The 20,930-nt window shown below is 63.8% G+C and carries 16 protein-coding genes; 8 read left to right on the forward strand and 8 right to left on the reverse strand.

What is annotated here, in order from left to right:
• The first annotated feature begins 70 nt into the window (after nt 1-70).
• Nucleotides 71-2,902: a caspase family protein gene (locus E4Q08_RS15110; protein WP_169070997.1), complete on the forward strand. Its 2,832-nt coding sequence runs from the start codon at nt 71-73 to the stop codon at nt 2,900-2,902.
• A gap of 15 nt (nt 2,903-2,917) precedes the next feature.
• Nucleotides 2,918-4,249 carry a metallophosphoesterase family protein gene (locus E4Q08_RS15115; RefSeq protein WP_169070998.1) on the forward strand — a complete coding sequence of 444 codons (1,332 nt, stop codon included), beginning with the start codon at nt 2,918-2,920 and terminating at the stop codon, nt 4,247-4,249.
• Between the two features lie 49 nt (nt 4,250-4,298).
• Here E4Q08_RS15115 and E4Q08_RS15120 read toward each other — a convergent pair whose 3' ends face one another.
• Nucleotides 4,299-8,354, reverse strand: a complete 4,056-nt coding sequence (locus E4Q08_RS15120; RefSeq protein ID WP_169070999.1) for a translocation/assembly module TamB domain-containing protein — start codon at nt 8,352-8,354, stop codon at nt 4,299-4,301.
• A gap of 4 nt (nt 8,355-8,358) precedes the next feature.
• Nucleotides 8,359-10,062: an autotransporter assembly complex protein TamA gene (locus E4Q08_RS15125; RefSeq protein WP_169071000.1), complete on the reverse strand. Its 1,704-nt coding sequence runs from the start codon at nt 10,060-10,062 to the stop codon at nt 8,359-8,361.
• Between the two features lie 297 nt (nt 10,063-10,359).
• On the opposite strand from E4Q08_RS15125, the gene E4Q08_RS15130 reads away from it, so the two are divergent.
• The 3 genes from E4Q08_RS15130 to E4Q08_RS15140 all read left to right on the forward strand — a co-directional run bounded on the left by E4Q08_RS15130 (nt 10,360) and on the right by E4Q08_RS15140 (nt 13,874).
• Nucleotides 10,360-11,124, forward strand: coding sequence for a hypothetical protein (locus E4Q08_RS15130; RefSeq protein WP_034912704.1), 765 nt, complete (start codon nt 10,360-10,362; stop codon nt 11,122-11,124).
• A gap of 161 nt (nt 11,125-11,285) precedes the next feature.
• Nucleotides 11,286-12,266 carry a glycosyltransferase family 2 protein gene (locus E4Q08_RS15135; protein ID WP_248594939.1) on the forward strand — a complete coding sequence of 327 codons (981 nt, stop codon included), beginning with the start codon at nt 11,286-11,288 and terminating at the stop codon, nt 12,264-12,266.
• Nucleotides 12,267-12,422: 156 nt separating this feature from the next.
• Complete coding sequence (locus tag E4Q08_RS15140; RefSeq protein WP_169071001.1) at nt 12,423-13,874, forward strand: glycosyltransferase family protein; 1,452 nt, start codon at nt 12,423-12,425, stop codon at nt 13,872-13,874.
• 53 nt (nt 13,875-13,927) lie between these two features.
• Here the strand turns inward: E4Q08_RS15140 and E4Q08_RS15145 are convergent, their stop codons facing one another.
• The 6 genes from E4Q08_RS15145 to E4Q08_RS15170 form a co-directional block, all read right to left on the reverse strand.
• Nucleotides 13,928-15,052: an alkene reductase gene (locus E4Q08_RS15145; RefSeq protein ID WP_169071002.1), complete on the reverse strand. Its 1,125-nt coding sequence runs from the start codon at nt 15,050-15,052 to the stop codon at nt 13,928-13,930.
• Nucleotides 15,053-15,259: 207 nt separating this feature from the next.
• Nucleotides 15,260-15,694 (reverse strand): SH3 domain-containing protein, encoded by a 435-nt coding sequence (locus E4Q08_RS15150; protein WP_169071003.1) that lies wholly within the window; start codon nt 15,692-15,694, stop codon nt 15,260-15,262.
• Nucleotides 15,695-15,704: 10 nt separating this feature from the next.
• Nucleotides 15,705-16,181 (reverse strand): protein-export chaperone SecB, encoded by a 477-nt coding sequence (gene secB, locus E4Q08_RS15155; protein ID WP_034911511.1) that lies wholly within the window; start codon nt 16,179-16,181, stop codon nt 15,705-15,707.
• Between the two features lie 64 nt (nt 16,182-16,245).
• The gene (gene grxC / locus E4Q08_RS15160; RefSeq protein ID WP_211203445.1) at nt 16,246-16,521 is read right to left on the reverse strand and encodes a glutaredoxin 3; all 276 of its coding nucleotides are present in this window, start codon (nt 16,519-16,521) and stop codon (nt 16,246-16,248) included.
• Nucleotides 16,518-16,889, reverse strand: coding sequence for a rhodanese-like domain-containing protein (locus tag E4Q08_RS15165; RefSeq protein WP_308240145.1), 372 nt, complete (start codon nt 16,887-16,889; stop codon nt 16,518-16,520). Before E4Q08_RS15165 ends, grxC begins: the two co-directional genes overlap by 4 nt.
• Before the next feature lie 137 nt (nt 16,890-17,026).
• Nucleotides 17,027-17,335 carry an ArsR/SmtB family transcription factor gene (locus E4Q08_RS15170; protein WP_169071004.1) on the reverse strand — a complete coding sequence of 103 codons (309 nt, stop codon included), beginning with the start codon at nt 17,333-17,335 and terminating at the stop codon, nt 17,027-17,029.
• A gap of 139 nt (nt 17,336-17,474) precedes the next feature.
• Between E4Q08_RS15170 and E4Q08_RS15175 the strand changes: the two genes are divergently transcribed.
• Genes E4Q08_RS15175 through E4Q08_RS15185 form a run of 3 tightly spaced genes read left to right on the forward strand, consistent with a single transcriptional unit; the run spans nt 17,475 to nt 20,930 of the window.
• The gene (locus E4Q08_RS15175) at nt 17,475-19,046 is read left to right on the forward strand and encodes a murein hydrolase activator EnvC family protein (RefSeq protein WP_288130999.1); all 1,572 of its coding nucleotides are present in this window, start codon (nt 17,475-17,477) and stop codon (nt 19,044-19,046) included.
• Nucleotides 19,047-19,068: 22 nt separating this feature from the next.
• Complete coding sequence (locus E4Q08_RS15180) at nt 19,069-20,481, forward strand: S41 family peptidase (protein WP_034913208.1); 1,413 nt, start codon at nt 19,069-19,071, stop codon at nt 20,479-20,481.
• 23 nt (nt 20,482-20,504) lie between these two features.
• A complete protein-coding gene (locus tag E4Q08_RS15185; RefSeq protein ID WP_169071005.1) occupies nt 20,505-20,930 on the forward strand; it encodes a hypothetical protein in 426 nt (141 codons plus the stop codon).

Genomic DNA, 20,930 nt, shown 5'->3' on the forward strand with positions numbered 1-20,930 from the left:
GGATGCCTGTCGGCGCGCGCGGCTGTCAATAGCGTAGGCCGGGGAACGACCGGATGCGGGGAGGAAAAAGATGAGCCGTCGTTTCAAAAATGCCTACGCGCTGCTGATTGCCGTCGACCGGAACCGGGAAGCCGCGGCGGCGCTGCCCGCCGTCGCCGCCGACGCGCGCGCGCTGTACGACGTGCTGGTGCACCCGCAGCGCTGCGCCTACCGGCCCGACAAGGTCCGCCTGCTGACCGGCGCCGAGAGCAGCCGGCAAGGGGTGTTCGACGGGCTCGACTGGCTTGCCGAGTGCGTGGCCGCCGACGACGACGCGACGGCGATCGTCTATTTCAGCGGCCACGGCCACGAGCAGGACGGCGAGTATTTCCTGATTCCTTACGATCTCGACCTGAAACAGGTCGGCCAAAGCGCGGTGGCGGCCACCACCTTCGCGACCAGGATTGCCAAGCTGGCGCCGCGCCGCCTGCTGGTGCTGCTCGATTGTTGCCACGCCGGCGGGATGGCGGTCAAGGACACGCTGGCCGCCACGGCACTGCACAGCGCGGCGATTCCGCCGACGCTCTTCCCGCCCGCCGGGAAGTCGCTCGCGACGCCGCTCGCCCAGGGCGAGGGCCGCGCCGTGCTCAGTTCGTGCCGGCCGGGGCAGCTCTCGTATCTGCGCGCCGATGGCCGCATGAGCATCTTCACCTATCACCTGATCGAGGCGCTGAGTGGGCACGCGCGGCCGGCCGGCGGCGCAACCGAGGTGCTGGTTTCCGACCTGATCAGTCACCTCGAGCGCCGCGTGCCGGCCAGCGCCCGCGCCGACCATGGGGCCGAGCAAACGCCGTGGCCGGAGTTGCGCGGCAATTTTCCGGTGGCGCTGCTGCTCGGCGGAGAGGGACTCGCCACCGGACAGCGGCCGCCCGACCCGCTGGCGCTGCCGGCCTCCGGGTCTGTTTCCTATCGCGCCAAACTGCGCGGCAGCGGCGCCATCGCCCAGGGCGACGGAGCCACCGCGCTCGGCAAGGGCGCCATCCTCACCGGCGGCCAGCCGCGCCGCCGGGGCGACACGGAGACGATGCACCAGGCGCCGGCCACGGTGGACGACCCCGGCCCGGCGCGCGAGCAGTCGTCGTCCAGGAGATTCCGCGCCCTCTTTGCCGAGCGTGGTTTCGCTTTTCTCGACGATGGCGACGGGCGCGATGTCTTTCGACTGCGCGGCGCGACCGGGCGGGCCGGCAAAGGCATCGCCGACGGGTCGCCCGACGAGGCGCCGCGGGAGAAGGCACAGCCGAGCGCGGCGGCCGGCAAGCTGGGTTTCGTCCTAGAAGGTCCGGCGGCCAGGGGCCTGACGCTGCGCGCCGAAGGAATCGCCTTGCTGGTCTTCAAGCAGTTCGCGGCGGACGACGTGGCCGGGGCGATCGTCGAAGGCGAGAAACTCAAGCCGCTGCTGGCCGGCGAACAGACGCTGGCGATCAGCGTGACGCCCGAAGACGGGCTGGCGATCGACGGCCCGCATGCAGGCCAGGCACAGTTCAAGGATGGCCAGCTGCGGCAGGCGCAGCCCTTTGCCCTGCGGGCGCTGGCCGGCTCGGCCGGCGAATACGGCGTGCATGTCGAGTTCCACCACGCCGGCGCGCGGCTCTACGAGTTCCGCCTGCCGATCATCGTGCTGCCGCCCGGCAAGGCCTTGCCGGCGGTGGTTTCGCCGACGATCATCGACCTGGACGGATTGCGGGCGGTGCAGGACTGCGCCGAGGTCGGCAAGCCGCCGCTGCGTCGCTTGCGGCTGAAAGCCTGCTTTGAAAACAACCTCCTGTACCTCGACCTGGAGGACTACGTCGACGGAGAATTCAGCAACTCGGTCGGGGGTTTCACGTCATCGATCGACCGCGCCCGGCTGGACGCGCTGCGCGCGCAACTCGCGACGACCCTGGATGCCAATCTCTACGAGACTTCCTCCGTGTGGTACGCCTTCGACGGCTCGGACACCACGGCGCCAGGCTGCCGGCGCGCGCTGACGAGCGTCGCCAGGCAGTTCGCACAGGCCGGTGGCGTGCTCTATCGGGCCCTGCGCGAGGATGCGACATTTCGCAGCGTCCTCGACTACATCGAACGTCAGGCCGAACCGGGAACGCGGCTGACCATCGTCACCCGCGACGTATCGCTGCCGTGGGAATTGCTGTACCCGCAGCGCTTCGACGCGGACGCGCCCGACGACTGGCCACTGCAGCCGGAGCTGTTCTGGGGCACGCGCTTCGCGCTCGAAACGCAATTCCTCGGCGAAGGCGACTACGCTTCGCTGCTGAAGGCCCGGCGGCAGGCGAAGGCCACAGCCAGCCTCAACCTCAACCCGACGATCACCGTCGACGCCGATCAGCCGCGCCAGGTGCACGACGCCCTGGCCGCCGCGTTGCGGGCGCAGGGCCCGACAGTCGAGGTCAACGCCGATTGCCGGAATATTCGCGATGTCGTTGTCCGGGCAAGAACCGACGCGACGCTGATCTATCTCTTCTGCCACGGCAGCCCGCCGTCCTCACCCGCGGCGCCGCGGCCGGAAACGCTCGAACTCGACCATGGCTGCTCGGTCTCGGTCGATCAGATCGACGAGCAACGCGTCTACCGGAATGCGCCGGTGATTTTTCTCAATGCCTGTAGTGCCGGCGCCTTCTCGCCCTTGTCCTTCACCGGCTTCCTGCGCGCCTTCCGCCGGAAGAAGGCACTCGGCCTGATTGCCCCGAGTTTTCCGGTGCCGACCTGTTTCGCGGCCCGTTTCGGCGCCGATGTCGTCGACGCCTGCTTCCACAGCCCGGGCAGCAGTCTCGCCGCTCTGCTGCAAGGGTTCCGGCAGCAGCACATGCGGCGCGGCAATCCGCTGCCGCTGCTCTATGCCGTGCAGTGTCAGCTCGATCTGTAGGAAGGGAGCCATGCGATGTCGGAAAGACGGCAAACGCTGATCGTCAGCGACCTCCATCTGGGCGGCGGCGCGGCCGATCCGGGCGACGACCACGTCTATCAGAACCGGCAGCTCGAACGCTTCGTCCGCCAGAGCCTGGCTTCGCCGGCCGGCCAGGAGGGGCAGATCGAACTGTTCTTCAACGGCGATTTCCTGGAGTTCGCGCAGGTGAGGCAGGAGGCCTATCGCAGCCCGTCGACCGACTACTGGTGTTCGGAGCCGGAATCGCTGGAAAAGCTCGAGGCCATCCTCGCCGGGCACGACAACAGCTTTGCGGCGCTGCAGGCCTTTCAGGAAGCTGGCAACCGGGTCACCCTGGCGGCCGGCAACCACGACGTCGACCTGTGCTGGCCGGCTGTGCGCAAGCGCCTGCGCGCGCGCATCGGCCCCGGCCTGCGTTTCGAAACCGGCGTCGATTGGGTCGAGCGCCACGACGGCCGGCTGCACATCGGCCACGGCCACCTCGAGGACCCGGCCAACCGCTTCAAACACTGGTCGGCACCGATCCTGCAAGCGCCGGACGGAGCGCGACTCGAAATGTGCCCCGGCACCTTGTTCATGGTCCGCTTCGTCAATGGTCTGGAAGCGCGCTACCCGTTTGCCGACAACCTGCACCCGGTGCAGAACCTGGCGACGGTGCTGCTGCGCGAGGATACCGGCGGCTTCGCCAGCGCCGGCTGGATGCTGCTGAAGTTCATCGCCCGCCATGCCAAGACGCTAGGCGCGTCAGAGGCTTCCGATGTCGGCCGGCGGCTGTTGGCGCGCCTGCGCGAGGACGACGATTTCGCGCAGCGTCTGGCGGCGGCGTGCCGGCTCCTGGGCGCAGAGCGAAGCCCGGAAAGCGTGCGCCGCGACGTGTCGGACGAGGATAGCCTGGCCGAATTGATGCGCCAACTGTTCGCCGTCGTGCCCCCGGACGACTGGCAGGCGCTGTTCGCGCTGCGGCCGGCGGCGGTGCTCGGCGCGGCGGGTTCGAAGACGCTGGGCACGATCGTCGGGGCACGCCACTTCGGCAGGAAGGCGCTGCGCGATCTGGCGCAGCGCCGATTCGACGCCTGTCCCGCGGCGCAGGTGGTCGTCATGGGCCACACCCATCTGCCGGACGACCAGCCTTTCGACAACGGACGCTACCTGAATCCCGGTAGCTGGACACGCTACCTCGACCTCGAAAAACATCCGCCGCTCAGGCTCGACGACCTGCGCGACGAATCCCGTTTCCCGTACGAGCTGAACTACGTCGTCGTCGAAGCCACGGAGACGGACTCCAGACTGGTCGCCAGACGAGAGTGCTTCGAGAAGAGCGGCTGAACGGAAGCGCTGCGCGGTCTTGCCACCTACACCACCAGACGCAAGTACGCTAGCGCCCGAACCGGTAATTCCAGAGCAGATCCAGTCCGGTCGTGGAACCGGCGTAGCCGACGAAAGAAAAATTCCGGCTCAGGTTGACGGTCAGTTTGACAATGCTGCCAGCCGTGGCAAGCGATTGCTCGTAGCTGATCAGCATGTTCGACGACAAGCGCTTGCCGACGCTGACGATCTGTCCGGTGGTGGTATCGCTGGCGCCAAAGCCGGTGGTACTGGCAATCCGACTGGTCTGCCGCTGTCCCGATCCGTCGAGCTTGCCGCTGCTGATGCCGAACTCGTCGATTCCCAGACCCCGCTGCACGGCCTTCAGCGGCCCGCCATCCTGACCGCCGAGAATGCTTTGCGCGGCGGCCAGCAACACCGACGTGTCCTGCCCGCGCTGTTGATCGGGGGCATGCCCAAGGACCAGCCAGGAAAGTTTTTCGGCATCCGGTACCTCGGGGTCGGAAACCAGCCGCACGACTGGCCGCCTGGCCGTTCCGGTCACCTCGACGCCGGCCTCGACCGGCAGGTTGCTGCGCATGGCGCGGATGTTGAGGCCGGGGTTGTCGATCAGGCCCTGGAAGTTGAGAATGCCGCGCTCGATGTCGAGCTTCTGGCCATAGGCATCGAAACGGCCATCCTCGGTACGGATCGAACCGGTGGCGCGCGGCAATCCGCTGCCCTCGGAGCGGACCTTCAGGGCGCCCACCAGACGGCTTTCAACGCCGGCGCCACGGAAGTGAAAGTGGCGGCCGAGGTCGGCATCGAGGTTCAGCGACAACAGCCGCGCCGGCACCGAAGCCTTCGCCTGGCCGGTACCCGGACGCTTGATCAGCACATCATCCGACAGTTGCGGCGTGCCGCTCCTGGCCTGCTCCCAGTAAGCGGCGTCGATCTGCAAGCGCCCGAGTACGTCGAGCATCCGCTCGCCGAGCTTCAGTTCCGCTTCTCCGGAGACGAGCACCCACTGGTCCGGGCGCTGCAGCACACCCAGACGTTCCGCGCGCAGCTGCAACACTCCATCCGAACGTCCGGTACGCAACTCGCCGCTGGCCTCGATGCGACCGGGTCCGGCGCGCAGGCTGCCGGCATTGATCCGGGAATCGAGCAGCAAGGTGCGCGGCAGCGGTTGCAGCTCACTCTCAAAGGATAGCTCCTTGAGCAGCAGGCGAAGCTCTGTGGCGGCCTCACTGCGCAATTGCAGCAGCAGCTTGCCGCGCTCCAGGCGCATCCCCTGGTCGAGTGCGCGCACGGCCAGGTCGTCGCCGCGCCATTCGCCGTTGAGGTGCGGCTGCGCCGGACTCCCGGTGAGCAGCAGACTGCCCGACAGACGACCACCGAGTTGCCAGCCGTCGCCAATCAGCGGGCCGGCCCAGGTCAGATCCGGGGCATTCAGCCGCAACTCCCCACGCCACGGCGCTTGCCGGTTGAGCAAGGCATCGGGCGAACTGGCGGCGCTGAAGTCGCCGGCAATTTCGCCAAGCCGATTGCCGCGCAGCTTGAGCTTGCCTTCAATACGACCGCCACTGGCCAGCAGGCTCAGCGTGCCCTCTTCGAGACCCAGCGGCAAGTTGCCGATCGTCAGATCGCCACGCTCTCGCCATAGCCGGATGCGCGTCGCCGGCAGGGTCGTTGGTGAGGCCTGTGGCGGGCTGCCGACGACATTGGCAACACCGATCTCCCATTCGCCGTTGAGGCGCAGCGACTCGCCGTTGCCCTGCACGGCCAGCGCCTCGGACCATGCCGGGAACTCGGCCAGCACCGCGCCCACCGGCAAGTTGCGCAGCCTGCCGACGCTCTGCCAGTGCGGCTGCTGGTAATGCAGGCGATCGAGTTGCAAGGACCAGCCTGCGCCGATGAACTCGCCTGGGCCGGCACGGTAGCTGCCCCCGGCCAACTGCAGCGGCAGCGCGGCAGCCAGACGGAGGAAGGGCTTTTGCTTGTCGACCAGAGAAGAAAGCGTCAACTCGTTGAGCGTACCAGTCCAGGTCATGCCGACAGGCGGCGCGGCAAAACCACCGCCCAGCAACAGGCGCAATTCGCGTCGATGGCCTTGCGCCAGCAGGCTGAGCTGTGCGTGCAGGCGGTGCTGGCTGCGCACGCCCTCGGCGTCGATCGTCACGTCGCGCAAGGCGGTTTCCCCGTTCGGCAGGTCCAGTCCCGCCAGGCGCAGCGTGCCCGACAGTTGGCCCTGACTGCCTTCGCCGAGGCGTGCTGCGAGCGTCAGCCCGCGTAGCTGTCCGAAGCCCGGCAGCAGCAGACGCGCCGATTGCAGATCGGCGGACACTACCGGTACCTGGATGTTGCCGCCCAGAACGAAGCGGCCGTTGAGCTCGCCAGCGACGCCCAGCGGGTCGAGCCGGGGTGCAGCCAGCAGCACGCTGAGCTGATCGCCGACGGCGCCGAAAGCGCCTTTCGCCGTCAGTCGGTTACCGGCTGCGGTCAGCTCGATATCGGCCTTGCGCAGGCGTTGCCCGACGAGATCGATTTCACCCTTGCCGGCCAGTACTTCACCGCCGAGACGGCTGTTCTTCAATTGAAAGCGCAGCGCCAGCGCAAGCTGCGGACTGCTGCTGCCCTGCGCAGCGAGCTCGGCATTGAGGCGCGCCGCCGGTAGTCTGGCGAAACGGCTGGGGTCGAAATTCTGCAGCGCGCCCTGCAGGGCAAACTTGCCGCTCCCCAGCAGCGCCAACTTGCCGCTGGCGTCCAGGCGGGCGTCGCCAGCGAGCAGTCGTAGCGTCTCTACGGTGATTTCGTCGGGATGAATCGCCAGTTTGCTGTGGATCGAGAAATGCGCATCTTGCAGCTCGGTTTCGAGTCGCTGGCTGTTCAAAGCCAGCGTGGCGCGCAGCGGGCCGGCGAGCTGCGTGCGGCGCAGGCTGCTGTACAGCGCACTCGCGTCCAGCGAAGTTACCGCCAGGCGCAGCGCGAGTTCGGCAGCACGCAGGCGGCCGCTGCCCTGCAGACGCCCGCCACCCGACAAACGGACGTCGAGATTCGCCAGCTGCAACTCGTCGTTCTGGAGAGCGAGGTCGGTCTGCAGCGAGGCCACCGGCAGGCGCTGCTGGTCTACGGGTCCCGGACGTCGATTGACCACCGTCAGTCGCCCGCCCAGACCGGCCAAGGCATCACCCAGCGGCTGCAGGTCGGCGCGCAGATCGAGCGCGGCCTGCAAAGCACCGTCGCTCCAGGCCGCCGGGTCGACGGCCGAAAGCTGGATCACTGCATCACGCAAGGGCTGTGACGAAAATGGGGTGATCCGGGCGGTGATTTCGCCGGCAAAGTGATCTCCCGCTTTGGCCTCGATTGCTCGCGCGCTGCCTTGCAGGACAAAGTCCTCGAGCCGACCCTCGGCAGCCAGATCGAAAGCGAGTGCTCGCCCGGCCGCATCGCCTTCGATGCCGGCTTTGGCGGTCAGTGCAAACGGTTTCTCGGCAGCCAGAGAGGCTTCGGCGACGACCTTCAGGCCGCCAAGACGCAGCCGCAAGTCGGGCAGGCGGTGCAGTAGGCCATCGCTCGACAGTTGCGCTTCAACCGCTTCCGCAATCGTCGCCGCCTTGCCGTCCGGGTGGGAATACTCGCCGACTTCGATACGCCCGATGCTCAATTGCTCGACTTCAACCGCCAGCGGCAATGTCAGCCTGTCGGGCAGCCGCATGGCTTCGCTGCTGCTGACATTGGCTACCCGCAGGCTTGTCACCTGGAGAAGACCCACCGCCAGGCGGCCGCGCAACAGCTCGGCCGGGTGCCAATCGACCTGCAGGTCCTGCACTTGGATATCCAGCTTCTCATCCCGCCAGCGCAGCGACTGCAGGGAAAGCGTCCCACGCAGCGTGCCTGCCGGTTCGGCCAGAGTGAGCTGGTCAGCGGCAAGCGTTTCGATCAGCCGGCAGAAGATGCGCAAGCCACTCTCGCTGCCGAGCAGCCAGGCGGCACCGGCCAGCAGCGCCAGCCAGGCCGACAGGGCGGCCAGCCAGCGCCAGGAGCGGCGTGACTTCGGCGTCGGCTGTTGCGGCGGCAAAGCCGGCGGCGAAGCGGGCGGTGGGGCAGTCGTTTCCTGGGACATCTGTTCAAAAAGGAATTGCCAGCGAGAAATCCAGCCGCAGCTTGCCCTCGCGCTGGCCATAGGCGAGGTCTATGCCGAGCGGTCCGGCCGGACTTCGCCAGCGCGCACCGACGCCGTAACCGACCGCGAGGTCGATGGCCTGGCGATCGTCGACTGCGTTGCCGGCATCGACAAAGACCGCCGCGCCCCAGGTCGGGTTGATCCAGTGCGTGTATTCGCCACTGATCGTCGCCAGGTAACGTCCGCCGACGGTCGCTTCGCCCTGTTTGACGCCAAGGCTCTGATAGGCGTAGCCACGTACCGAGTTGCTGCCACCGGCACGAAACAGGAAATCCTGCGGGATGCCCTGTGCGGACGGGGCGAAAGTGACCCCCAGCTCACCGCGAAAGAGCAGTGCGTCGCTGGCGCCAAGCGGAATCCCCTGGCTGTAGCGCAGATAGGTCCGGAAAAAGTCCTGATCGGAAAGTAGTGCCTTGCTCCCTCCTCCCAACTGCAACTGCAGGGAGATGCCCTCGGCGGGATCGAGCGGATCCCTGGCATGCCGCCAGATCCAGCCGAGCTGTGCGGTCAGGGCACGCGCGGTAGTGGACGGCGAACCCTGTGGCGACTGTTGTTCCTCCTGCCAGTTGATTCCCAGACGCTGCTCGATGCTGCCGAACTGTTGCAGGCGCGTCGCCCCGATGGCGAAACGGCGGATGCCCAGGTTCTCGATGTCGGAGTGCTCGACTGCCGTGCCGACACCGTCGCGACGCTGTTCGTCATCCGGCGGAAAGAAAACGTCGGCGTAGGCCGTCTGACGCAATTGTTCGAAACGGACACCGGTGTGCAACTCCCAGGCGCGGCCGAAAAGATCGCTGCTCCGGTAAGCGGCTTCGACACGGGCGCCGGTGTTGGTGCTGTAACCAGCACCAAAGCTGAGTTGGTACGGGGAGCGCTCGCGCAGTTGCACACGCACTGGTGCGCTTACCCAGCCATCCGCGGACGCTGCCGTGCTGTTGTCGTCATGTTCGAGCATGACGCTGACCGACGAAAAGTAGGCGGTGCCCTGCAAGGCCACCTGCAAGGCCAGCAGCTTTTCCTCGCGGTAGGGTTCGCCGGGCTTGACGCTGCGATTGAAACGTCCGACCAGATCTTCAGAATAGCGCTTGAGGCCGCTGATCTGCAGCTCGCCGAAGCGGTAGCGCGGACCGCTTGTGGCCACGACCGTCAGGTCGACCCGGCGCGCTTCGGGATCGACTTCGGCGCGGCTCTCCTGCAGGCGCGCAGCTGCGTAATCAACTGCCAGCAGCTCGGCCAGCAAAGCTTGCTTGGCCTCGTCCCAGTCGGCTTGCCGGAAGGGCTGGCCGGCGGGCAGTTTCCAGGCACGCAACAGCGACTCCCGTCGCTCGGGGTCGAGATCGCCGACGATTTCGATGTGTACGCTGCCGATCCGCGAGCGCGGGCCGGGAAGCACCGCCAGCAGCAGTTCGTCGCCGTGCTGGCGCAGCACGACGTGCGGTGAAAAATAGCCTTCGGTCGCCAGCAGCTTTGCGACCTCGCGCTGCATCCGGCGCTCGAACGCCGCCTGAGCCGGGGCGTCGGCAACCTCGCCGAATTCCAGGTAGCGGCTCAACATTTCGCGCACTTCTTCGGGCGCCTGCAACTGTGGCACCGCAGCGGCGGCAGGCAGAGCGAGCAGCAAAGCGGCGAGGACAGGGGATTTGTGCATTCGGTTATCAGATGCCGATCCGGCAAGCGGCGAATTCTGGCTTTCGTCAGCGCGCCGGCAAGAATCGGCGACGCTGGCAGCCGGCCACAAGGACTTGCCGCAGGCAGTATAGGATAAACCCTTAGGAAGCGTCGCGTGCCATCGACCGCGTGAGAATTCCAATATTTGACCACTTGCCAGAAACGCGATACATTCGCATCATCGGGGCGGTTTCGTTTGATTTTTAACTTATCTTTCCCCTCGTTGACTCGATCTGCAAACAAGCATGTCCAACCCTGAGAGAAGGAGTTTTCCCCCATGTCCGTTCATCTTTACCTGTCGCTGATCCCCGAGGCCCTGATTGCCTCGATGCTTCCCCCGGAAGAATTTGGCCAGTATTACGCCACCGGGCACCAATACAAGTCCAAGGGCCAGGCAATGTTCTTTGAGGTCGACCCTAGCTTTCGGCATGAGTTTTTCGACATTGACGGCGCCATCGCTCGTTGCGTTCCGTCCCCCGACGGCAAGCCCAAGAACTCGGTCTACGTGTCTTCCTACCGGGTTCTCGAGCACATCCCGGTGAGTGCCATCGGCAAGCTCTATCTGAGTACTGCCTACGGCCAGACGCTGGGTTTGTCGCGCAAGGAAGCGATTCCTGTCGACCGGGCAGGCTTGCACTTGTATCAGGATCTGGCGCCAGTGAATAGTCTGATCGTCAGCACACTCGATCCTGCCGCCCACTATGCCAGCGTCACCGCCAAGCCCGCCAAGTTCATCCGTTTTCCTGCCTTGTGCTTTGTCGAACTCGCGCTGGGGCAGTTGGCATCTGATCCTGAAAACGGCAGCGTGAACGATCTGCCGTACTCGTTCATCAACCATCTGCGTGAAGCGCTGATTGTTCTGAATCCGCAAACCAAGCAGAGCAAGCTGGTGCATCGGGTACACTCTCTGGAGTTCCCGTACCGCATGGTCAAGAATGGTTTCTATGTCGGTAATGGCCCGGATTTTGCGTATTACGCGATGCCATCGCACGAGGTCATGCGCCAGGAACACAGCACCTGGTGGCGCCTGGCCAACATCTAGGAAGGAAGCCAGTCGAGCAGAGGGCAGACCTGCCGCCTGCCCTCCTCGTCAAACTCGATGGGTGAGTACGCGAAAGCTTGCATCTCGATGCAGATCGCGGAAAATTGCGGAGTCGCCACCGGCAAAGTTCGGCAGGCTTCCCAGCAGTGAGGTGGCAGATCTTGCCTGCAACAAATCCATCCGGCAGTGTCCAGGAACAACCGCTGCCGCTGCCTGAACAGGCTTCCGGCATCCTGACCCAGGCCGCTGAAACGCTGATCAGCGTCATCATTCCGACCTACAACTATGCGCACCTGCTACCGCGCGCGCTCGCTTCGGTGCTCTCGCAGATGGCCGCCGACGTCGAACTGATCGTCGTCGATGATGGATCGACCGACGCGACCGCCGAAGTTCTGGCGGTTTACGCCGCTCGCCATCCGCAGTTGCGGCTGCTCGATCAGGCCAATGCGGGGGCAGCGGCGGCACGTAATCACGGGATTCGCAAGGCACGCGGGCGTTTTGCACTGCTCCTCGACGCGGACGACGAGTTGCTGCCGGGTGCGTTGGCGAATCTGCGCACGCTGCTGACAGAACATCCGGAGGCGGGAATGCTTCTCGGAGCGCAGGTTTCGGTCTACCCGGATGGTCGCGAGCGCCTGCGCCTGCCGACGCCGGTGCCCGGCGCTTCGCCGCGGCAACTGGCGAGTCGCTACCTGCTTGAAAAGCGTGTGTCGATTTCGCATGGCTGTTCGCTGTTCCGCCGTGATCTGCTCCTGCAAAGACCCTATCCCGAGCATCTGCGCGGCGGTGAAGACGTCGCGGTTTTTGCGCACCTGTTGGTCAGCGCCCCGGTCGCCGTCACTCGTGCGCCGCTGGCGCGCATCCACAAACATGCCGACAGCTTGCGGCATAACCGCGACAATGAAGAAGCGCGTGCGCTCGCGATGGTCTGCGAAGTCTTTGCCGGCTTGCCCCCGGAATGTCATTCGCTGCGCCGACGCTACCAGGCGCAACGCTATCTGTCCTTGTTCCGCACCGCCCTGCTGGCTGGCGAATGCTCGACGGCCAGGCACTTTTATCGTTGCGCCTTTCGCTTGAGCCCCTGGCAGGCCTTGCGCGCTCGCCACTTGCGCAAGGCCATTCGCTTGCTGGCATGCTGGTAAGGGATTGGATCGATGCGTTAATGAAGTCGCGTACGCGACTCAGGAATCTCCCTCCCCCTCCGCCGGGGGAGGGGTCGGGGGGGAGGAGGGAAACGGGTCAGTGACTTTCATGAGTGGGGGGCCTGCTATAGCCATGACCGATGGGAGAGTTTTTTGATGGTTGATGTGCTTGCCGCGCTACGGCGGATTTCACCGGTACAGATCGCCTTTCTCGGCAGCTTGCTGCTTTCGCTGATCGCCATCGCCGGCACGTTGACCCTTGCCAAGGACGCTGCACGTTACCTGTACGTCAGCCAGCAGATTGTCGAGCAAGGCCCGCGAGTGGCGTTCGATCTGTTCAGCTGGCCCTGGTTTTCGCTGTTGCTGGCGGCAACACAGCGGCTTTCCGGCCTTCCGCTGGAACTTACGGCCTACCTGTGGTGTGCTTTCCTGATGGCGGGAACCTGCGCCCTGCTGGTCGCGATCACGCAACGCTACGTGATCGACAGCGGTTATTGGGCTTGCCTGGTGGTGCTGTCGATTCCCGCCTTCAACCACCTGCGCTACGACATCATCCGGGAGTTCGGCTTCTGGTTTTTCTGCACCCTGGCGCTGTGGCTGATGCTGCGCTGGCTGGAACGTGCCGGCTGGCTGCGCGCGCTACTGCTGCAACTGGCCATTGCCGCTGCGGTGCTGTTTCGCATCGAGGCGGTTCTCCTGTTTCCGGTGCTGGCGTTGTGCCTGCTGGCCAATCTGAAGACACGCCAGGGCTGGCTGCGGCTGCTGCAGATCAATCTCCTGCCGCTGGCCGGAATCGCCGCCGCGGTGGTCTGGCTGCTTTCCGGGCATGCGCTCTCGCAGGAACGCGTCGACTACGTCCTGTCACTGGTGAATCCGCAGAATTTCCTGGCGCGCTTCAATCTGATGGCCAGCAAGTTTGCCGAAGTCGCGTTGGCGAAGTACTCCGCGGATGATGCCCGACGAATCGTCTTCTTTGGTTTGTTCTGCACCTTGATCAGCAAGTTTGTCGCGCTATGCGGGCCTTTCGCCCTGCCCCTGCTGTATCGTCCCGGCTGGTGTGGCGTCGCTGAGTACTGGCGAAAGTTCAGACCGATGGCCTGGGCCTGGCTGGTGTATTTTTGCCTGTTGCTGATTTTCTTCGTGCAGGAGCGTTTCATCAACTCACGTTACGTCAGCTTCCTGAATTTGCTGGCAGTCCCGTTGTTGACCCTGTTCGTGGTTTCTTTTGCCAGGGACTTTCCAAGGCTTGCGAAAATCCTCGTCACCCTGTCCCTGTTGGTGATGTTGCAGAATGTCGTCTCGTTCAGCCCGAAGAAAACCCATTACCTCGAAGCGGGCGCCTGGTTGGCACAACACACTCGTCCTGCAGACGCAATATTTTATGAGGACTCGCGGCTCGCCTATTACGCTGGCAGGGGTTACCCCTACATGCCGGTCGACCGCGAACAGGCGATGAGTGCCGAGCAGGCGCAGAATTTTCGCTATTTCGTACTCATCGCCAAGCCTGGCGACGCCGCACTGCAGATCTGGATGACGCAGCAACACAAGCAGGTGCTGAGTCGGTTCGCGAATCGCAAGGGCGATACTGTCCTGGTGATTGGCGATTGATGGCTGTCTGGCGGACGACGGTTTCTGAGAGTTTCTGAGAATCCGTCGCCCACTCAGCGCTCACTGAGCGCTGCTTCCTCCTGCTGGGTCGGGTAGTCGATGTAGCCCCGCGCACCGCCCTTGTATATCGTCGACGAGTTCCAGGGTGCCAGCGGTGCGCCGACGCGCAAGCGCTCGACCAGATCAGGATTGGCGATGAAGTGCTTGCCGAAGGCGATCAGGTCGCCGTTGTCGTTGCGCAGCGCGGCTTGCGCGCGCGCGCGGTCAAAGCCACCGCAGAGAATCATGGTGCCGGAATAGCAGGCGCGCAGATGCTGGAGAAGATCGCTTTGCGGATCGTGCATCCAGTTTCCCGACTGATCATAGACGTGCAGGTAGCTGATGCCCAACTGGTCCAGCTGACAGGCCAGATAGCCATAGGTGAACAATGGCGCCGGATCCGGTTGCATTTCATGCGCGGTCCCCAGCGGCGAGATACGTACCCCGACGCGCTCGCTACCGACTGCTTCGGCGACTGCGGCGGCGGTTTCCAGGAGGAAGCGCCAACGCTTGTGGGTTGCGCCGCCATACGCGTCAGCACGATCGTTCAGATAAGGGCAGCGAAACTGATCGAACAGATAGCCGTTCGCGGCATGGATCTCGACGCCGTCGAAGCCCGCTGCCATGGCATTCCGCGCCGCGCCGGCGAAATCAAGGACGATCTCCCTGACTTCCTCGGTGCGCAGCGCGCGCGGCGGATCGCAGGGCAGCAGCACCGGATCCTTGCCGCCAACGAGCACCGGCACCCGGTCGTTCTGCAGGCCGATCGTGCTCGGGCCAACGGGTGGCGAAGCGTCGGCGCGCAGACTGCAGTGACCGACGCGTCCGACATGCCAGAGCTGCAGGTAGATACGCCCGCCCTGGCGATGCACTGTCGTGGTGACTTGTCTCCAGCCGGCGATCTGGGCAGCGCTGTAAATCCCCGGTGTGCGGGCGCAACCGCGAGCCTGCGGCGAAACCGGCGTCCCTTCGGCAATGATCAGGCCAGCCGAAGCGCGCTGCGCGTAGTACGTGGCAGTCATTGCGGACGCTGCAAGTTGTGAGTCGGTGGCGCGGTTGCGATTCATGGGCGCCATCACGACACGGTTCGGCAGCGCCAGGCCGCCGAGCGAATAGCGAGAGAACAGTTTCCTGGACATGGTTTTTACCTCCAATGGTGCCTCTGCACGGTACAGAGCAAGTTGCGTGCCAGCAGATCCGCCCAGCGCAAAGCGCGGGAGATTCCATAACGCACTGCGCAGGAATCATGCCTCCCCGAGGTTTCGGATTGGTGACTGTGGCGGGACACGGAAGGCGATGCTCGGAGAGCAAGGCACAGGCACCAGATCTACGACAATGATGGTGCTTCAGAAACCCCAGATCTGGTTGGCACGCACAAAGCCTGCCGGCCCGTCGCGATGGCGCACCTTGACCCAGCCGCCGGGTGAGGTTTCGAGATACTCCAGAGAAACGTTCTTTTCCGCTTCGAAGACGAGCGCTGCGGCCTCGTCGGCGCTTTGCCGGATCTGGGCGCGCGCAACGGTGACGATCACCGAACGCCGCTTGACGAGAGACGCAGCCTCGATCCACGCCAGGCCGCCATCGGCATCGCGTACCTTCGACCATCCCTCGAGGTTGACCACCAACTCGACCGGCGTGCCCCGCTTGATGACGAACAGCTTGCTGCCTCTTTGCGACGGCGCATCGTAGAGCACCGTCGCCACGTTGACGGTGCGATACTCGATCGCCAGCGCAGGCACGGCCAGGCCTGCAGCCAGCAACAGGCTCAACAGCCGCTTCATCGACAGGCCCTTACTGGATCGTCGCGGCGCCCGATGCATCCTTCGCCGCTTCCTGCAGTCGAGACATGTACAGGGCCTCGAAATTGACCGGCTGCAACAGAACCGGCGGGAATCCGGCACGGATCACGGCATCGGAAACGACTTCGCGAGCGTAGGGGAAAAGAATGTTGGGACAGGCAATCGACAGCAAGGGCTCCATATTCTCGCTTGGAACGTTCTGGATACGGAAGATGCCAGCCTGACCGACCTCGACGAGAAAGACTGTTTTCTCTTCGATCTTGGAAGTCACGGTGGTCGTCAAGGTAACTTCGAAGACACCCTCGCCGATACCCTGGGCATTGGTCTGCAACTGAATGCTGACCTTGGGAGCCTCTCGCTCGAGAAAAATCTGCGGTGCATTGGGTACTTCAACCGACAAATCCTTGATGTAGAGTTTCTCGATCGCAAATACGGGGTTGTCCTGCGTGGGGATTTCTTGTTCGCTCATGGTAATTCTTTGACCTTTGCTGTGAAATGGTGGGTAAAGCTCGGGAAGTGGGTGAGAGTGGGTGTCAAACGCTTTCACCCGCAAGCAAGGGCATCAGTTTGCCCGCACGATCGAGCGCAAGAAGCTCGTCGGAACCACCGACATGCGTCTCGCCGATGTAGATCTGAGGAACGGTGCGCCTGGCAGTTCTTTCGAGCATCTCGGCACGGCGCGCGGGATCCAGATCGATACGCACTTTCTCGATGTCCACGACGCCACGGGCGCGCAACAGTTGCTCGGCGCGAACACAGAAGGGACAGACAGCAGTCGAGTACATCAGCACACGCGGCATGGCGGTCATCTGCGTGCGCCTTTCTTGAGCGGCAGACCGGCTTCGACCCAGGCTACCGTACCACCGTCGAGCGTGTGCACCTTGGAGAAACCGAGCTTGGCCAGTGTCGAGCAGGCAGCGGACGAACGTGCGCCCGACTGGCAGACCAGGATCACCGGAGTGTCCTTGAACTGCTCCAGCTCGCCAACACGTTCCGCGAGCGATCCCGCAGGAATGTTGCGTGAATCGCAGAGGTGCCCGGAAACGTACTCATTGGGCTCGCGAATGTCGATCAGCTGCGCATTCTCGCGGTTGATCAGCAGTGTTGCCTGCGTCGGTGTGAGCGAATTGCCCCCCCCCCGGACGACGCACCGAGAGCCCCAGCAGCATCGCGCCACTCACCACGGCGACGGCTACCAGAAGAATGTTCTGTTGTATGAATTCCAATTGAAGCTCCAGAAACTGACACGGCTACGAACCCGGGCAACCCTCAAGACTCCGGCAAGACAAGCGTATGCCGGACGCAGGAGGTGCCCTAATCGCCGCAGAAAACCTCGCGCATCATGCCAATCAACTGCAGCGTGCGGGCGTCACCAACACGATAGTAGACCCGATTGGCGTCCTTGCGCGCGAGCAGAACGCCCTTTTCGCGAAGGATTGCAAGGTGCTGGGAAATATTGCTTTGCGAAGTGCCTACGGCCTCGACAATCTCTTGTACACAAGCATCCTGATCACCAATCACGCACAGAATCTTGAGGCGCAAGGGATGCGATATCGATTTCAGCGCACGTGCCGCCTGCTCGATATGTTCCTGCTTGTCGATGACACTGGTCCGGATAGGCACGATATGACCGAATCTCTGATTATCCTATAATCGCCGATTATAGAGCAATACTCTGACCGTGGGAGAAGCTCCCGCACCGTGACGAAAGTCACACCCCTGGACAGGTTCTCGCAAGCCGACCCAGGTTTCAGCAAGGCGTGTGTTACTCATCAACGAGAAACGACTCTTTTCCCTTCCGTACCGCCAGACGCGGCGGAACCAGGTCGACCATGGCCCGGCCAGTGCAAAGCGGCTCGACAGCGCCCCCGACGCGGCGGCGGCCCTTGTCGATCGGATCGTGATGCATCCGGATGATCTGCCGGCAGAGGTAGGTCGGAAGAGCTGGCGATGGCTGATCGACGTGCTGCTGCTTGCGGCGGCACTGCTGGCGGCCGGCAGCGCCGCCAGCGCAAGCCAGAACGCCATGGAAAAGGCAGCGGCCTCGCCGGGCCAAGTCGCCGAACGTCAGGACGACCTGAAATCTCTGCGTTCCCAGATCGATACGCTGCGCAAGGAAATCGCCAGCGCCGAAGGGTCGCGCAGAGATGCCATGGATCAGTTGCAGGATGCCGAGCGTGCCATCTCGTCCACCCAGCGTGGACTGCACGAGCTGACGACACAGATCGACAAGCTGAAGGTAAAGCTCAAGGATCTCGGCAGCCAGTCGCGCGAACTCGAACAGGAACTGAACGCACAACAGGCGCAACTGGAAAAGCTGCTCTACCGACAGTACCTGCGCGGCACCCCGGATCCGCTGCGACTGTTCCTCAACGGAGACGATCCCAATCAGCTGGCTCGCGATCTCCACTATCTCGAGGCGATTGGCCGGGCGCGGGGACAGATCCTGCGCGAAGTCGAGGCCACCCTGCAGCGCAAGCAGACGCTCGTCGCCGACACCCGCCAGCAGGCCGCACTATTATCCGCCAGCGAGGCCCGGCAGAAGGAAGAGCATGCCAAGCTGCTTGCCCAGCGCCAGCAGCGCCAGGCGATGCTCGACAGGCTATCGGATCAGATCATGGCGCAGCGGCGCGAGATCGGCAATCTGCAACGCGACGAAAAACGTCTGACCGAACTCGTTGATCGTCTATCGAAAATCATCGCCACCAGAGCAACCGAAGCGCGGGAGAGTCGCCGGGAGGCGCAACGGGCGGCGCCACGGGAAGCGCATCGACGTGAGGTGCCGCAGCCAGAAACATCCCAGGTGAAGCCCTTGCGAACACCGCCCGCCGACCGGGAGAAGCCGGAGCGCGTCATTGCGCCGCCCGCCGATGAAGATCCGGCAGGCAGTGCAGCGGCGCCGGATGCACGTGCAGAGAATCCACCGCCGGTCGCTGGCAAGCTTGCCAGAATGAAAGGGCAACTGCGCCTGCCGACTCACGGCTCGATCAGCAATCGCTTTGGTGCCCCGCGCCAGGAAGGCAGCACCTGGAAGGGTCTGTTCATCCTCGCCAGTACCGGCAGCGAGGTACGGAGCATCGCTGCCGGTCGGGTGGTTTTTGCCGAATGGATGCGCGGCTTCGGCAATCTGCTGATCGTTGACCATGGTGGCAGCTACCTGTCGATCTATGCCAACAACGATTCGCTGCGCAAACAGGTCGGCGACGAGGTGCATGCTGGCGAAGCAATCGCCACGGTGGGCAACAGCGGTGGGAATCCTGAATCCGGTTTATACTTTGAGCTTCGTCACCAAGGGAAACCGCTCGATCCGCTGGCTTGGGTTGGCCCGAAATGAGGTGCACACAGGAGTGAGACAAATGGGTAAGTTGAAACAGGCCGGACTGCTTTGCGCCGGGGTGGTTGGTGGCGTTCTGATCAGCCTGCAGTTTTCGGCGATCGCCGACAAGGAAACGCGCGCCAGTCTGCCTGTTGAGGAACTGCGCACCTTTGCCGAGGTGTTCAATGCCATCAAGACCGGCTACGTCGAGCCGGTCGACGACAAGAAGCTGATTACACATGCCATCAGTGGCATGCTCTCCAACCTCGACCCGCACTCGAGTTACCTCGACGCCGATGCTTTCAAGGATCTGCAGGTCGGCACGCAAGGCGAGTTCGGCGGCATCGGCATCGAAGTCGGCATGGAAGACGGACTGGTGAAGGTGGTTTCGCCGATCGAGGACACGCCTGCCTACCGTGCCGGAGTGAAACCCGGCGACATGATTTTCAAGATCGACGACACGCTGGTCAAGGGACTGACCCTGAGCGAAGCAGTCAAGCGCATGCGCGGCAAGCCGAAGTCCCAGATCCGGTTGTCGATCATCCGCAAGGGCGAAGCCAAACCGCTGGACATCACGCTGATGCGCGAAGTGATCAAGGTGCAAAGTGTCAAGTCGAAACTCCTCGACGACGGCTATGCTTATCTGCGCATCACCTCTTTCCAGGAAAATACCGGCGCTGCGGTGGTCAGGCATCTGACCGAACTCTTCAAGCCTGGTCCGCTCAAGGGCCTGGTACTCGATCTGCGCAACGATCCAGGGGGTCTGCTCAACAGCGCCGTCGGCGTCTCGGCGGCCTTCCTGCCGTCGGACATCCTGGTTACCTCGACCGATGGACGCACCCCCGATGCCAAGCACCGCTTTTCCGCATCGCCCGCAGACTATCTGCGCGGCAGTCGTGATGATTACATGAAGGCGCTGCCGCCCGAGGCACGCAAGGTGCCGATGGTGGTACTGGTCAATGGCGGCTCTGCTTCGGCGTCCGAAATCGTCGCCGGTGCGCTGCAGGACCACAAACGTGCGATCATCCTCGGCACCACGACCTTCGGCAAGGGCTCCGTGCAAACCGTCCTGCCATTGCCCGGGAACACCGCAATCAAACTGACGACCGCACGCTACTTCACACCGTCGGGCCGTTCGATCCAGGCCAAAGGCATCGTGCCGGACATCGTCGTCGAAGAGAATGCCAATGGCAGCTCGGCCGAGCGTTTGCGCGAAGCCAACCTTGATCACCACCTGGACAACAACAAGGATCCCACCCCTGCGGTCAAGGAGGCTCCCGCCAAACCGCCCAGCAAGGCTGCGCCGGTCAAGCCGAAAAGCGGCGCGACGAAGGAAGAGCCGGAAGAGACCTCCGAGATCCCGAGCCGCGAAATCGCTTCGAAAAAGGATTACCAGTTGAACCAGGCGCTGAATCTTCTGAAGGGTATGCAGATCATGCAGAGCCAGCGCTAAACTGGTCTTGCGGAGTGAAGAAAGTGAAACGACCCGAGGTGACAGCGCACAAGGCGGTTCCGATCCGCAAACAGAGGAACATCCTGTTTGCCAAGTTCCCGCCGGGCCAGGTACCTGAAGCCTGCGATTTCCTCGGCAGGCTTGAGGATCTGCAACTTGAACGGCGTGCGCAGCCGCGTGCTCTCGGCGTCGCCTACGATCTCCGCCGCCACTGCCTGCAGGAACTCGAAGGCACGCTCGAAGACCAGGGCTACCACCTCGACAACACGCTGATGAGCAAGATGATGCGGGCACTGATCTACTATGTCGAGGAAACGCAACTGCACAATCTCGAAGCCCCTGAACGGCCGCTCAAACGCTCGCAGTCGGAAGCCTACACGCACGCCTGGGAGCGCCATCTGCACGGCGACCACGACGACACCCCGCCGGAGTGGCGCGAATACAAGTAA

The organism is Candidatus Accumulibacter contiguus, from assembly GCF_012940005.1.
Classification (GTDB): domain Bacteria; phylum Pseudomonadota; class Gammaproteobacteria; order Burkholderiales; family Rhodocyclaceae; genus Accumulibacter; species Accumulibacter contiguus.

Coding starts and splice junctions, on each gene's coding strand:
- E4Q08_RS15110 (WP_169070997.1), top strand. CDS start 71: ATGAGCCGTCGTTTCAAAAATGCCTACGCGCTGCTGATTGCCGTCGAC.
- E4Q08_RS15115 (WP_169070998.1), top strand. CDS start 2,918: ATGTCGGAAAGACGGCAAACGCTGATCGTCAGCGACCTCCATCTGGGC.
- E4Q08_RS15120 (WP_169070999.1), bottom strand. CDS start 8,354: ATGTCCCAGGAAACGACTGCCCCACCGCCCGCTTCGCCGCCGGCTTTG.
- E4Q08_RS15125 (WP_169071000.1), bottom strand. CDS start 10,062: ATGCACAAATCCCCTGTCCTCGCCGCTTTGCTGCTCGCTCTGCCTGCC.
- E4Q08_RS15130 (WP_034912704.1), top strand. CDS start 10,360: ATGTCCGTTCATCTTTACCTGTCGCTGATCCCCGAGGCCCTGATTGCC.
- E4Q08_RS15140 (WP_169071001.1), top strand. CDS start 12,423: ATGGTTGATGTGCTTGCCGCGCTACGGCGGATTTCACCGGTACAGATC.
- E4Q08_RS15145 (WP_169071002.1), bottom strand. CDS start 15,052: ATGTCCAGGAAACTGTTCTCTCGCTATTCGCTCGGCGGCCTGGCGCTG.
- E4Q08_RS15150 (WP_169071003.1), bottom strand. CDS start 15,694: ATGAAGCGGCTGTTGAGCCTGTTGCTGGCTGCAGGCCTGGCCGTGCCT.
- secB (WP_034911511.1), bottom strand. CDS start 16,181: ATGAGCGAACAAGAAATCCCCACGCAGGACAACCCCGTATTTGCGATC.
- grxC (WP_211203445.1), bottom strand. CDS start 16,521: ATGACCGCCATGCCGCGTGTGCTGATGTACTCGACTGCTGTCTGTCCC.
- E4Q08_RS15180 (WP_034913208.1), top strand. CDS start 19,069: ATGGGTAAGTTGAAACAGGCCGGACTGCTTTGCGCCGGGGTGGTTGGT.